14 protein-coding genes are annotated in these 14009 nt (G+C 59.1%); 3 read left to right on the forward strand and 11 right to left on the reverse strand.

What is annotated here, in order from left to right; all coding sequences use genetic code 11:
* Positions 1 to 16: 16 nt before the first annotated feature.
* Genes msrA through msrB form a run of 3 tightly spaced genes read right to left on the reverse strand, consistent with a single transcriptional unit; the run spans position 17 to position 3107 of the window.
* Positions 17 to 721 carry a peptide-methionine (S)-S-oxide reductase MsrA gene (gene msrA / locus QR290_RS24155; protein WP_115079131.1) on the reverse strand — a complete coding sequence of 235 codons (705 nt, stop codon included), beginning with the start codon at positions 719 to 721 and terminating at the stop codon, positions 17 to 19.
* A gap of 15 nt (positions 722 to 736) precedes the next feature.
* Positions 737 to 2545, reverse strand: a complete 1809-nt coding sequence (locus QR290_RS24160; RefSeq protein ID WP_289203765.1) for a cytochrome c biogenesis protein DipZ — start codon at positions 2543 to 2545, stop codon at positions 737 to 739.
* A 43-nt stretch (positions 2546 to 2588) separates the two neighbouring features.
* Complete coding sequence (msrB, locus tag QR290_RS24165; protein WP_115079133.1) at positions 2589 to 3107, reverse strand: peptide-methionine (R)-S-oxide reductase MsrB; 519 nt, start codon at positions 3105 to 3107, stop codon at positions 2589 to 2591.
* A 151-nt stretch (positions 3108 to 3258) separates the two neighbouring features.
* Between msrB and QR290_RS24170 the strand changes: the two genes are divergently transcribed.
* From QR290_RS24170 to QR290_RS24180, 3 genes are all read left to right on the forward strand, one after another.
* On the forward strand, positions 3259 to 3975 hold the full coding sequence (locus tag QR290_RS24170) for a response regulator transcription factor (RefSeq protein ID WP_289203766.1): 717 nt from the start codon (positions 3259 to 3261) through the stop codon (positions 3973 to 3975).
* On the forward strand, positions 3972 to 5492 hold the full coding sequence (locus QR290_RS24175; protein ID WP_289203767.1) for a sensor histidine kinase: 1521 nt from the start codon (positions 3972 to 3974) through the stop codon (positions 5490 to 5492). The genes QR290_RS24170 and QR290_RS24175 overlap by 4 nt, the downstream gene beginning before the upstream one ends.
* A 120-nt stretch (positions 5493 to 5612) precedes the next feature.
* Positions 5613 to 6317: a hypothetical protein gene (locus QR290_RS24180; RefSeq protein WP_039765656.1), complete on the forward strand. Its 705-nt coding sequence runs from the start codon at positions 5613 to 5615 to the stop codon at positions 6315 to 6317.
* Between the two features lie 69 nt (positions 6318 to 6386).
* Here the strand turns inward: QR290_RS24180 and QR290_RS24185 are convergent, their stop codons facing one another.
* The 8 genes from QR290_RS24185 to QR290_RS24220 form a co-directional block, all read right to left on the reverse strand.
* A complete protein-coding gene (locus QR290_RS24185; protein WP_007956714.1) occupies positions 6387 to 6878 on the reverse strand; it encodes a RidA family protein in 492 nt (163 codons plus the stop codon).
* 230 nt (positions 6879 to 7108) lie between these two features.
* Positions 7109 to 7996, reverse strand: coding sequence for a heme o synthase (gene cyoE / locus QR290_RS24190; protein ID WP_039765651.1), 888 nt, complete (start codon positions 7994 to 7996; stop codon positions 7109 to 7111).
* A 10-nt stretch (positions 7997 to 8006) separates the two neighbouring features.
* Complete coding sequence (gene cyoD, locus QR290_RS24195) at positions 8007 to 8342, reverse strand: cytochrome o ubiquinol oxidase subunit IV (protein ID WP_007956718.1); 336 nt, start codon at positions 8340 to 8342, stop codon at positions 8007 to 8009.
* Positions 8342 to 8968, reverse strand: a complete 627-nt coding sequence (locus QR290_RS24200) for a cytochrome o ubiquinol oxidase subunit III (protein WP_007956720.1) — start codon at positions 8966 to 8968, stop codon at positions 8342 to 8344. Before QR290_RS24200 ends, cyoD begins: the two co-directional genes overlap by 1 nt.
* Positions 8969 to 8971: 3 nt before the next feature.
* Positions 8972 to 11002: a cytochrome o ubiquinol oxidase subunit I gene (gene cyoB / locus QR290_RS24205; RefSeq protein ID WP_007956721.1), complete on the reverse strand. Its 2031-nt coding sequence runs from the start codon at positions 11000 to 11002 to the stop codon at positions 8972 to 8974.
* A 3-nt stretch (positions 11003 to 11005) separates the two neighbouring features.
* Positions 11006 to 11947 carry a ubiquinol oxidase subunit II gene (gene cyoA / locus QR290_RS24210; RefSeq protein WP_085606895.1) on the reverse strand — a complete coding sequence of 314 codons (942 nt, stop codon included), beginning with the start codon at positions 11945 to 11947 and terminating at the stop codon, positions 11006 to 11008.
* An 824-nt stretch (positions 11948 to 12771) separates the two neighbouring features.
* A complete protein-coding gene (locus QR290_RS24215) occupies positions 12772 to 13281 on the reverse strand; it encodes a disulfide bond formation protein B (RefSeq protein ID WP_007956723.1) in 510 nt (169 codons plus the stop codon).
* 25 nt (positions 13282 to 13306) lie between these two features.
* Complete coding sequence (locus tag QR290_RS24220) at positions 13307 to 13867, reverse strand: ester cyclase (protein ID WP_289203768.1); 561 nt, start codon at positions 13865 to 13867, stop codon at positions 13307 to 13309.
* Positions 13868 to 14009 lie beyond the last annotated feature (142 nt).

Raw genomic sequence — 14009 nt, forward strand, 5'->3', positions numbered from 1 at the left:
ATTGGACAACCGGTGCTCACGACCCGCTTTTCACCAGCACCGGCTTTTCCTGATAACGCTGGGCAAACAACTGCTTCAACTGCGCCACTTTCGGCAAATCGTTGATCACGATGTACGGATAGCTCGGATGCTCGGTGAGAAAATCCTGGTGATAGTCCTCCGCCGGGTAAAAACCGTTATAGCTTTCCAGCCTGGTGACGATGGGTTTGCTGAAGACATGGGCGGTATCCAGTTGCGCAATGTAGGCCTGGGCGACACGTTGCTGATCAGCATTGACCGGGAACAGCGCCGAGCGATATTGGGTGCCGCTGTCCGGCCCCTGGCGATTGAGCTCGGTCGGGTTATGGGCCACCGAAAAGTAGATCTGCAACAGGCTGCCGTAGCTGACCTGGGCGGGGTCGAAGGTCACTTGCACCGACTCGGCGTGCCCGGTGTCGCCCTCGCTCACCCGTTCATATTCAGCCGTATCGGCAGCGCCGCCGGCGTAACCCGAGACGGCCTTCTGCACACCTTTGACATGCTGAAAAACACCCTGCACGCCCCAGAAGCAACCGCCGGCGAACACCGCGGTTTCACTGTGCGCCTGGGTGTTTTCGTCGAGTGCCGGCGGGGGGATGAGCACACCCTCCTCGGCACCGAATGACAACGCCGAGCACTGTCCGATCACCCCGGCCGCCACGATGCCCAACAACAGTCGACGCCAGATAGTTTGAGCTTTCATGTTCTGTACTCCTGATCAGCCGAAGGTAAAGGCGTAGGCCGATACGCCCGAATCGAGAAACTCGATACTGAAGGTGCGGTCCTTCACATCAGCGGTCTGCCGTACCAATTGATACAAGCGTTGTTCGGTCACGCGCCCGCTGCCGTCAGGCGCCACGTCGACACCGTGGGCATCGCCCGGTGCCTGACCATCGATCATCACTTTGAAGCGCACCGGTTTGCCGTCCGCCCCCGGGCCCAGCACCAGGTGCAGGTCGCGGGCATGAAAGCGATAAACGATGCGACTGGCCGGCGCACTGGCCGTGGCACGCTCGGCGCCGACCGCCCATTGGCCGCCGAGGCTCCAGTCATTCAGGGCAAGATTTGCAGGTGTCTTGTAGGCCGCGACCTTGTCAGGCACCAGGCTGGTTTCCGGTACGAAATGTTCCGCACGCTGGTAGCCGACGTAAGTTTCCGGTGACAGCACCTGATTCATGTCCGGTGCGAGCTGCACGCCTTGGGCGTCTGCGTTGATCAGGCTATCAGCCACGGTTTTCGCCCCGGCCTCACGCAACAGTTGCTGGATGACCCGTTCCGACTCGGCGTAGTCCCCTTCGCCAAAATGGTGATAACGAATACGCCCCTGCGCGTCGGCAAAATAATGCGCAGGCCAGTACTCATTGTTGAAAGCGCGCCAGATCCTGTAATCGTTATCAATGGCTACCGGGTAGTTGATGCCCAGTTCCTTCATGGCTTTGGTGACGTTTCCAACATCACGCTCGAAAGCGAATTCCGGCGCGTGTACACCAATCACCACCAGCCCCTGATCGCGATACTTCTCGGCCCAGGCTTTGACGTATGGAAGAGTGCGCAGACAGTTGATGCAGGAGTAAGTCCAGAAATCCACCAGCACCACTTTGCCCTTGAGTGCCTGGGCGTCCAGCGGCGCCGAGTTGAGCCACTGCACCGCGCCTTCGAGCGCCGGCAACTGGCCCTCGATGGGCAAAGAGCCCGGTGCCTTGGCAGCCATTTTCATCGCGCCGCCAGCAGCCATCATGCTGCCGTTCGCCGCGTCATCCGCCGCGGGAATCTGCGCCATCATCGTGCCGTTGCCCTGAGGGGATTTGCCCGAGAGCTTGCCGACCAAGGCCTGCTCCAACCCGCCGGTCGAAGCCGTCGACACCCGCGCCAGAATCCCGGTATCGAGGCCCAGCGCAATGGCGGCCACTCCGGCCAGCATCGCGGCCCCGAGCCCGCGCCGGATCCACTCGCCAGTGCCGATCGAACGCTTCATCAACGCGAAAACCTTACCGCCCAGCAGCAACGCCGCGGCGAGCGAAGTCGCGGCACCGGCGGCGTAGGCCAGCAGCAACAACGTGGTGGCGATGCTTGCACCTTGCAGCGCGGCACCGGTCAGAATCAGCCCGAGGATTGGCCCGGCGCATGGCGCCCACAGCAATCCCGTTGCGACACCGATCAGAAACGAAGCGCCGGGACGCGGACGATTGTCCAGGCCGGCGGCTTCCGACAGGCGACTGCCGGCGGAAACCAGCGGCCGGGTCAGGCGCTCGGCCAGACGCGGCAACAGCAGCGTCAGCCCGAACAGTGCAACGAACAGCAACGCGAGCCAGCGACCGTACTGATTGACTTGCACCACCCAACCGCCGCCCACCGCCGCCAACGAGGCGACGAGCGCGAAGGTCAGTGCCATCCCCGCCAACAGCGGCAAGCCACTTTTGATAAACGGCTGCCCGGTGCGAGCGAAGACAAAAGGCAGAACCGGCAGGATGCACGGGCTGACGATCGTCAGCACACCACCGAGATAAGCGAGAACCAATAGCCACATAGTGTCGTCCTGTTGTAAGTGAAGATCGCTGGCGGGCCACGACTCAGGCCGCCACGGGTTTGAAGGTCATCGCCAGACCGTTCATGCAGTAACGCAGACCGGTGGGTTTCGGCCCGTCGTCGAACACATGGCCGAGGTGGCCGCCGCAACGCCGACAGTGAACTTCCTCCCGCCGCATGCCGAAGGAACGGTCCTCGCGTATGGCCACGGCGTGTTCCAGCGGTGCCCAGAAACTCGGCCAACCGGTGCGACTGTCGAACTTGGTCTCGGAAGAAAACAGCGCCAGATCGCATCCGGCACAGGCAAACGTGCCGTTCCGGTGTTCGTTGTTCAGCGGGCTGCTGTAGGCGCGTTCAGTGCCTTCATTGCGCAGCACGTCGAATTGCTCGTCTGTCAGCAACGCGTGCCATTCACTGTCGCTGTGGGTCACTTCAAAAATCTCGTCGGCAAACGCCTCGCCTACCAGCGCAGAGCCCGTGGATAACTTTGGCAATACACCGGCCAGAAGGGCTGCAAGCCCCAGCCCGCCGCCTGTTGCCAGAATCTGTCGCCGTGAAAACATGGCCGTCTCCCGAAATTCCAGATGCCTGTTGTGGAACACAGCCTAGGCTTGGGTTGATCGCCAAATCCTCACGGGAAGTTAAACAATTCGTGATAACTCGCCCCGAGGAAAACCCGCACAATGCGCACATCGCGCCGAAGGATTGAGCTTCATGGAACAGACCAAACGCGTCCTGGTGGTCGAGGACGACCTGCACATCGCCGACCTCATTTGCCTGCACTTGCGGGACGAGCAATTCGAGGTGGTACACAGCGCCGACGGCGACGAGGGAATGCGCCTGTTGCAGCAAGGTCACTGGGATGCACTGATCCTCGATCTCATGCTGCCGGGAGTCGATGGCCTGGAAATCTGCCGCCGCGCCAGGGCCATGGCCCGTTACACACCGATCATCATCACCAGCGCCCGCTCCAGCGAACTGCACCGCATCCTCGGACTGGAACTGGGTGCCGACGATTACCTCGCCAAACCGTTTTCGATGCTTGAACTGGTGGCCCGGGTCAAAGCCCTGCTGCGCCGGGTCGACGCCATGGCCCGCAACCTGAAGATGGACGCCGGCAGCCTGAGTCTAGATGGCTTGACCATCGACCCGATCACCCGTGACGTCACCCTCGACGGCCAGCGCCTGGACCTCACCCCGCGGGAATTCGACCTGCTGTATTTCTTCGCCCGTCAGCCGGGCAAGGTGTTTTCACGCATGGATCTGCTCAATGCAGTCTGGGGCTACAGCCACGAAGGTTACGAACACACGGTCAACACCCACATCAATCGCCTGCGGGCAAAGATCGAGACCGATCCGGCACAACCGGTGCGCATCCTTACGGTGTGGGGCCGTGGCTACAAATTCGGCACGAGTACAGAACAACCATGAAACTGACCCTGACCCAGCGCCTGTCCCTGGTATTCGCCGTGTTGCTGCTGGCGTGCTGCGGCACGTCGGCGTGGTTGCAGGTGCGCTCCAGCCAGATGCATGAACTGGAGGTGGTGCAGGGTCTGTCCCGGGATCTGGCGCAACACATCGCCCACGATACGGTGCTGATGGACACCAACGGCCTGATGCCCGGCGCGGTGCGCGAACTGTTCAGCCAGTTGATGCTGGTCAACCCGAGTGTCGAGGTGTACCTGCTCGACACCGAAGGCCGGATCGTCGGCAACGCGGCGCCGGAAGGACGCCTGCGTCGGCAAACCGTCGATCTCGCGCCGATTCAACGATTGCTCAACGGTCAACCACTGCCGATCCTCGGCGATGACCCACGCAGCGTCGATGGCCGCAAGGTCTTCAGCGCTGCGCCATTGCGGGTCAACGGCAAAGCGGCCGGTTACCTGTATGTGGTCCTGCTCAGCGAAGCGCATGACCGTTTCGCCGAACGCGGCGCCACCAGTGCGGCGCTCAACACGGCGCTGCTGTCCATCGGACTTGCGGCGTTCCTGTGCCTGATTGCCGGCCTGACGGCCTTCAATCTGATCACGCGGCCGCTGCGGCGATTGACCGAAACCGTGAGCCGGCTCGACATCGACGGCGTACCGCAACCACTGCCAGACACAGCGACGCCTGTGGACAAGTCCGCTGACCCGGATGAAATAGCCGTGCTCGACGCAGCATTCCGGCAAATGCAGAACCGCCTCGGTGAACAATGGCGATCGCTGACCCGTCAGGACCAGGAGCGCCGGGAACTGGTGGCAAACATCTCCCATGACCTGCGCACACCATTGGCCTCGCTGCATGGTTATCTGGAAACCCTGTCGCTCAAGGACGCCACTCTGTCCCCGGAAGAACGTCGTCGCTATCTGGGGATTGCCCTGGATCAGAGCCGCAAGGTCGGCGGGCTCGCGCAATCATTGCTGGAGCTGGTGCGCCTGGAACATGGCTTCGTGCAGCCTGTGCTGGAGAAGTTTTCCCTGACCGATCTGGTTCAGGACATCTTCCAGAAATTCGAACTCGGCGCCGAAGCCCGAAATGTTGCACTCAAGGCCAGCTTCAACAACAACCTGCCGACCGTTTGTGCCGATCTCGGGTTGATCGAACGGGTGCTGACCAATCTGTTCGATAACGCCTTGCGCCATACGCCACCGGGTGGCGAAATCGAGCTCAGCCTGGTCCCCCAGGGCGCACTGGTTGAAATCACCGTCAGCGACACCGGCCATGGCATCGCTGCCGAGCTGCGCGAAGGTTTGTTTCTGCGCCCGTTCAATATCGGTGGCGCGCGACGCGATGGCGGATTGGGCCTGCGCATTGTCCACCGCATCCTGCAGTTGCACGGGCGCGAGATCCGGTTGCTCGATGTCGCAGGGCGGGGAGCGACCTTCAGCTTCTCGTTGCCAGTGAATCAACAGGACGCCGAACAGTGGATCGTGCGTTCGATGAACCTGAATACGCCGGGCAAATAATCAACTCCACCGAGCCGTTGCTCCGTGACAACGCCGCCCCGCTCCCCTAAATTAGTCGGCCTGAAAAAGCCCCCAGCGCTTTCTCGTCTCATCTCAAGTTAAAAAAGTAGTGAAATTTCAATGTCCGATTTCAACACCGCTGAATCCGTAGTCACTCTGTCGTCCAAAGCGGAATACGAAAACTCCATCAATCTTTCACAACACATCCCACAGGCGAAGATCATCAGCGAGATGGTACTGGACGCGTTCCAGTCGAGCCGCGAGAGCGATCAGATCCGCGAACTGCGCGCTGCGATCCGTCAGGCCCACGACCGCTTTGATGACGACCAGGCCTACGAGCTGATGGGCGAACTCAAGCGCTTGAAGGACGCCGAGGCCGCCGACATCGCCGCCCTCGAAGACCTCAGCAGCAAATTCCCGATCAGCCGCATCCTGTCGAGCTTCAAGGACGATCCGGCGTTCCAGGAAATCGTCTACGGCCTGGCCCTCAAGGTGCTGAACCAGACCCATCAGGCGATCAGCAACCCGAGCGGCGGCAAGAGCAAGGCTGCCCGCGCCAAGAAAGACGTCGAAGTGTTCAGCATCAGCAAGGACGGCATCAGCGTGACCCTGCCAATGCGCACACCGCGTTCGCGCCTGAGCGTGGATCGCGAGGCGCTGGAATTCCTTGGTTTCACCTTCGTCGGTGAAGGCGATGAGGCGGAAATTGAAGGCGAAACCTTCGTCGACAACGCCGGCACTGAGCACGCGATCAACCGCAAGAACATTATCACCGCGCTGCAACAGCAGACCGCGTTTGATGGCTACAGCATCGCCGCCCAGTAATACCGGCGCTGACGAAAAAGCCCCGCTCTGAAATCCAGGCGGGGCTTTTTGTTGTGCGCTGATTGGCGATTATGCCGATGGATGCACGGCGGCAATCATGTCGACTTCGATGGCTGCGTTTTTCGGCAACTGATAGACGCCGACGGTGGTCCGGGTATGGCGCCCGACATCGCCCAATACATAACTGAATACATCCGATGCGCCGTTGGCGACTTCGCTGAGGTCGACGAAATCCGGCGTGGACTTCACGTACACCGTGACCCGCAACAACGACCGGACCTTGTCCAGCGAACCGACCGCATCGACGATAAAGGCCAGGCAGCGCATCGCGCTGATGCTCGCCGCGGCCTGCGCATCCTTGAGCGTCAATTCCTGCCCCACGCGCCCCGGATACTGAATCTTGCCCTCGGTGCGCGGCACCATGCCGCTGATGTAAATCTCATCGTGATGACGGATCAACGGCGCGTAATTGCCACCCACCGTGTTCTCGCCATTGATGTCGTAGTTCAGCTCTTTTGCCAGGGCAATGAAGCGCTCGTCGCAGGTCATCCTCTCAGTCATTTCGCCCAGCCTCTTGATCGATGCATGTAGTTGGATCCGAATCTAGGGCTTTTGCCTACCGACCGCAACCTGTCGATTTCTAGCTAGTCGTTTCGAGGGAATGGCTGATTACCCCACCCTTTTGGGAGAGAGTCTGTTCGCGACAAAGGACGTCGTTTCTCCTTCATTCGGGCAACAAAAAACCCCGCTCATCTCTCGATGAACGGGGTTTCTCGTACAACGTTCGAACCTTACGGCGCGTACGTCAGCAGCAGCTCGGTCGGCACCTTGAAGTCCAGGGACATCATGACGCTCAGCGCGGTGATGGTGAAGATCGAGAACACGAACAGCTTGCGTGCCCAGACCGTGTCATCCACCGCCTTGTAGCCGGTCCAGGCCATGTACAACCAGTACATGCCCATGGCCGCGGCGACGGCGAGGTAGCTCATGCCGGCGTAACCGCTGAAGGTCAGCATCAAGGTCGCCACGAGGAAGGCCAGGATGTAGAACAGGATGTGCTTCTTGGCCACCTGGATTCCACGCTTCACTGGCAGCACCGGAATCGATGCGGCCAGGTAATCGTTGAAGCGGAAGATTGCGATGGCGTAGGAATGCGGCATCTGCCACAGGCTGAACATCACCAGCAGGGTCAGCGCGGCCATGTCGAAGCTGTTGGTCACGGCCACGTAACCGATCACTGGCGGCATGGCGCCCGACAGACTGCCCACCAGCGTGCCGTGAACCGACTTGCGCTTGAGGTACAGGCTGTAGAAGCCGACGTAGATGATGAAGCCGATCACAGCGAACAGGGCAGCCAACGGGTTGGCCACCTTGTACAGCAACGCAACGCCGGCGACACCCAGGACGGTCGCATAGACCAGGGCCAGTTTCAGGGAGATCAAGCCCTGGACCAGCACCCGGTTCTTGGTGCGTTCCATCTTCAGGTCGATGTCGCGGTCGATGCAGTTGTTGAACACGCAACCGGAGGCCACGACCAGGGAAGTGCCGATCATGGCTGCCAGAAACACGGCCAGATCGACATGCCCTTTCGAGGCCAGGAAGAACCCGCCTGCCACAGAAAGCACGTTACCGAAAATGATCCCCGGTTTGGTGATTTGGATAAAGTGCTTGAGCGACATCGGGTTTACCTCACTTCGCCATCATGTAGGTGTGGATGCTGAACATGATCCACAGCGACAGACCGACCAGCAGCACGATCACGATGGCCGTAAAGACGAACGCAATCACGTTGTTACGTTGAGCAATGGAACGGTCCAGGTGCAGGAAGTAATACAGGTGAACGATCACCTGGATCACGGCGAACAGCAGGACGATTGCCAGCGTCGTCGACTTCGGCAGGGTCGGGAACATCACCAGGCCGAACGGGATGACGGTCAGGATTACCGACAGGATGAAGCCGATGGCGTACGACTTGACGCTGCCGTGGCCAGCATCGTGGCTGTCATGGGAGTGTGCATTAGCCATTACAGGGTCCCCATCAGGTAAACAACGGTGAATACGCAGATCCACACCACGTCCAGGAAGTGCCAGAACAGGCTCAGGCAGCTCAGACGGGTCTTGTTGGTCGCCGTCAGGCCGTGCTTGTTGACCTGGTACATCATGATGCCCATCCAGATCAGACCGGCGGACACGTGCAGACCGTGGGTACCGACCAGCGTGAAGAACGCCGACAGGAAGCCCGAACGGCTAGGACCGAAGCCCTCGGAGATCAGCAGGTGGAACTCGTTGATCTCCATGGCGATGAAGCCTGCGCCGAGCAGGAAGGTCATGAACAACCAGCCCAGAACCTGCTGCTTTTTACCTTTGTACAACGCCAGCATGGCGAAGCCGTAGGTGATCGAACTGAACAACAGCAGAGCGGTTTCGCCCAGCACGTATGGCAGTTCGAAGATGTCGTGGCCCGACGGGCCACCGGCGACGTTGTTTACCAGTACCGCGTACACCGCGAAGATCGACGCAAACAGAATGCAGTCGGTCATCAGGTAGAGCCAGAAACCGTATACGGTCATCTCGCCCGAGTCGTGGTGATGGTCATCGTGCCCATGGTCATGACCATGGGCGTGTCCAGCATTGGTCACTAAGTTCGACATTGTTTAAGCCTGTTCCAACTTGGTTTCAACACGGGTTGCGGAAGCAGGGATCTTCCCGGCCGCTACCAGACGCTTGTGCTGCTCGGCTTCGATGCGCTCGATTGTTTCAACCGGCACCATGTAGCCCTGATCGTCACGTGCTGCGTGGATCACGAAGTAGATGACAGTGCCGGCCAGGCTGGCGATCGCCAACCACCAGATGTGCCAGATCATCGCGAAACCGAACACGGTCAGCAGTGCGCCCATCACCACGCCAGTGGCGGTGTTGTTCGGCATGTGAATCGGTTCGTACTTGGCCGGAGCCTTGTACGCGGTACCGTTTTCCTTGGCCTCGGTGAACGGATCGATGCAGTCTGCTTTTGGCAGTACAGCGAAGTTGTAGAACGGAGGTGGCGACGAGGTCGACCATTCCAGGGTATGGGCATTCCACGGGTCACCGTGTTCGCACATGTTTTCCGGCTTGTTGCGGTCACGCACCGACACGTACAGCTGGATCAGCTGGCAAGCGATACCGACAGCGATCATCACCGCACCGAACATGGCAACGTACAGGTACGGTACCCACTCAGGGTTGGTGGTGGCGTTCAGACGACGGGTCATGCCCATGAAGCCCAGAGCGTAGAGCGGCATGAACGCAACGAAGAAGCCCGAGATCCAGAACCAGAACGCTGCTTTACCCCAGCCTTCGTGCAGCTTGAAGCCGAACGCTTTCGGGAAGTAGAAGCCGAAGCCTGCGATGTAGCCGAATACCGCGCCGCCGATGATCACGTTGTGGAAGTGAGCGATCACGAACAGGCTGTTGTGCAGAACGAAGTCAGCACCCGGGATGGCCAGCAGTACGCCGGTCATGCCGCCGATGGCGAAGGTCACCATGAAGCCCAGGGTCCACAGAACCTGACTGGTGAAGCGCAGACGGCCCTGGTAGATGGTGAACAGCCAGTTGAACAGTTTCACACCCGTCGGGATGGAAATCAGCATCGTCGCCAGACCGAAGAAGGCGTTGACGCTGGCACCCGAACCCATGGTGAAGAAGTGGTGCAGCCAAACCATGAAGCCCAGTACCGAGATCGCGCCCGAGGCGTAGATCATCGAGTGGTGGCCGAACAGTTTCTTGCCGGTGAAGGCCGAGATGACTTCCGAGAAGATGCCGAATGCCGGCAGGATCAGGATGTAAACCTCAGGGTGGCCCCATGCCCAGAACAGGTTGACGTACATCATTGGATTGCCACCAAGTTCATTGGTGAAAATGTGGAAATCCATGTAACGGTCAAGGGTCAGCAGTGCCAGGGTAGCGGTCAGGATCGGGAACGAAGCCACGATCAGAACGTTTGCCCAGGTGCAGGTCCAGGTGAAGATCGGCATGTCCATCAGTTTCATGCCAGGGGTACGCATTTTCAGCACGGTCGCGAGGAAGTTAACCCCCGTTAGCGTTGTACCCAGACCCGATAGCTGTAGCGCCCAGATGTAGTAGTCCATCCCCACGCCAGGGCTGTATTGCAGACCCGACAACGGTGGATATGCTACCCAGCCGGTCTTGGCGAATTCGCCGACGCCCAGGGACAGGTTGATCAGCACGACGCCGGACACCAGCAGCCAGAAGCTCAGGGAGTTCAGGAACGGGAACGCAACGTCACGCGCGCCGATCTGCAGCGGCACTGCAAGGTTCATCAGGCCGGTGAAGAATGGCATCGCCATGAAGATGATCATGATCACACCGTGAGCGGTGAAGATCTGGTCATAGTGTTCAGGTGGCAGGTAGCCAGGCGAACCCTCGGTGGCCATGGCCAACTGGGTACGCATCATGATGGCGTCGGCAAAACCGCGCAGCAGCATGACCATGGCGACGATGATGTACATCACGCCGATTTTCTTGTGGTCGACCGACGTCAGCCACTCGGTCCACAGGTAAGTCCACTTCTTGAAGTAGGTGATTGCAGCGAACAACGCCAGACCACCGAGCGCGATCATCGAGATGGTGACCATCACGATCGGCTCGTGGAAAGGGATCGCTTCCCAACTTAATTTACCAAACATCGTTTACTCCTCTGCCCCGGCAGCTGAATGCGAATTCGAGTCCATATCCGTTGCCGCCACTTCTTTCTCTTTCTTCTCGTGCTTCAGCGGCTTGCCCGGTTTCATGCCTTCGTACTTGTCGACGATGGTCTGAAACAGGTTCGGCGTTACCGAGGAGTAGAGCTCGACTGGATTGTTCTGGCTTGGCTTGGCAAGGGCTGCGTATTCAGCTGGTTCAAGCTGTTTAGGTGCCTTTTTGACTTCACTTACCCAGGCGTCGAAATCTTCCTGAGAAGTTGCGATCGCTTTGAATTTCATACCGGTGAAACCAGCGCCGCTGTAGTTGGCGGAGATACCGTCCATTTCAGCGTTGCGGTCAGCGATCAGGTGCAGCTTGGTGGTCATGCCCGCCATCGCGTAGATCTGGCCGCCCAGGCCCGGGATGAAGAACGAGTTCATCACCGCGTCCGAAGTGATCCGGAAGTTAACCGGGGTGTGCGCCGGGAATACGATCTTGTTGACCGTGGCGATGCCTTGTTCCGGGTAGATGAACAGCCACTTCCAGTCCAGCGCGACCACTTCGATGGTCACAGGCTTGACGTCGGATTCGATCGGACGATACGGATCCAGCGAGTGGGTCGACTTGTAGGTGATGTAACCCAGGGCAATGATGATCAGGACCGGGATGGTCCAGACTGCCACTTCGATTTTGGTCGAGTGCGACCATTTCGGGGTGTAGACGGCGTTCTTGTTGGAGGCGCGGTACTTCCAGGCGAACAGGAAGGTCATGACGATGACCGGCACAACGACCAACAGCATCAGCAGCGTGGCGGTGATGATCAGGTTGCGCTGTTCCAGGCCGACCTGGCCCGTTGGATTGAGCAAGGTCATGTTGCAGCCTCCCAGCAACAACGTGCCGAGCAGCGGCACTAGGCCTAGTAATCTGGGGTACCTGTTTTTACTCATCTCACGACCTCTAAAGCAGCTTGCGCAATGCAGTTGGGTTTTGATCGCCAACACTTCACCCTGCCAAGGGTTGGCATTTTCTTTGGATTGAATAAGGGCCGCCCGTCGCGCGTCAGACGCTCGACAAAACCTGGGACAGCGGTCAGTTCTTATTCGAATTCGTGGTCAAAGGCCTTGTTACAGACCAATTCCATTTGGTGCGGAAAGTTGGAAGGCACCGACACCTGGGTGTCTCGCAAGCCTCTCGGCTGCTCGACACCCGACTTCCTGCTCGCCTCCTTAATAAAGGCTGAACAGTGCCGGGAATTCAGTGCGGGCGATTGTAGATAGGTAGCGCCCTATACACCATGTCTTATCCCGAAATAATTTTTATCGCTCAGAGCAACAATCCATCACCGTTTTTGCAAAAGTTCCGCATGTTATCGAAATCGATTCTCAACAAAAACACCAAAAAATGTAGGTCTATCGGCCTCAGTTCAGACAGCTCCGAGGGCTTTTTCCCACGGCGCGATCCGCGCAAAGCCCGATATGCCAAGGCTTTTGGCCATCTGCCGGAGTCTGTTAAAACTGCCTGATCCGGCACACGCGTGCAAAAATCGAAAAACGCTGAAACAGACCAATCCTTTTTTGTAACAGCACTCCAATCCGGGACTGTGAAACGCCCTGCGACATGGCGTGTGTGACAACATGTCGCACACCTGTCGCACCCTTCCTTGCCGTTCGTCACGGTGTTTTCACACAGACCCTGAAATGCAAAACGCCTCGATTTGCGTCACTGCAAATAGAGGCGTTTGTTTTATCGGCGCAAGCGCCGAAAAGTTGATTCAGCGCAACGCTTTTCGGTTACGCGAGGTCAGCAGCGGCACCAGGATCACCACCAGCACGAAGGCCACGAGCGCCCATTGCGCCAGCGACAGACCGAGGATCGGCGGGTACGGCGTCGAGCAGAAACCATCGACCTGGAAGCCCAGCGGGAAGATCTTCGCCAGCGGCAGGTCATCGACGATCGGCTGCAACACATCGATGCCGCAGCTCACCGCCGGATAGAACTGGGTGTACACGTGATGCCCGGCAACGCCGGCCCCGGCGATGGCACAAATCACCACCAGCACCTCGAACACCGTGATGCTGCGCCGGGTACGCATGGCCGCGCCGATGAACGCGAACAGCGCGATCAGCAGCAACGCATAACGCTGCAGGATGCACAGCGGGCACGGCGCCTCGCCCAGCACGATCTGCATGTACAGCGCGCCGCCGATCAGCGCCAGGCAGATGATGCCCAGCAACACCAGATAGCGCCGCTCACGCCCCAATCGAATCGTTTCCTCGCTCATCGCGTTTCCCTTTCATGTCCATGGTTCAGCTGGCCGGCGGCTGCGCTTGCAGTTGCGCCATCAGGCTGATGTTGTCTTCGATATGCCAATTGGCCGCGATGCGACCGTTGTCGATCTGATAGATATCGGTTGCCCGGAAGTCTACACGCTGGCCCTGCCCTTTGAGAGCCTTGAACGTGCCAGTGAAATGCCCGCGAAAGTGCAGATGCACCACCACGCGATCCCCGGCGACGATCATTTGTTCGATGTCGCAACTCAAGTCCGGCACCGCCGTGCGAAAGAACTTCGACGCCAGCAACGGCCCGGTCGGCCCCTGCACCCGGCCTTCCGGAGGGGTCTTGTCGACGAACTGCGGCGACAGGGCGGCGGTGGCCAACGCCTCTTCACCCGTGTTCCAGAAACTGCCGTAACGCCGCGCCGCCAGTTCCATTGCATCACGCTGCGCCTTCGGCAGGCTCTGATCGACGATCAGGGTCTGGGGTTCGATCAAGGCGGATTCGGCGAACGCAAACGGACTGGACAACAAGGCAACCGACAGGCCCAAAGTGGCCAGGCTGAAACGACGGGAAGAGGCGAAGTGCGACATGGGGGCGATCCTGATCATGTAAACGAACGAGCGCCTATCATCAGCATCGGGGAATAAACGATAAACCGGTTAAGAAACGATTAACCTTTAAACAGAATTTAAGAATCAGGACCGTGTAACGGCCAATCGTCGGATCGCCGCC

Origin of the sequence: Pseudomonas fluorescens (assembly GCF_030344995.1) — a bacterium.
GTDB lineage: Bacteria > Pseudomonadota > Gammaproteobacteria > Pseudomonadales > Pseudomonadaceae > Aquipseudomonas > Aquipseudomonas fluorescens_BF.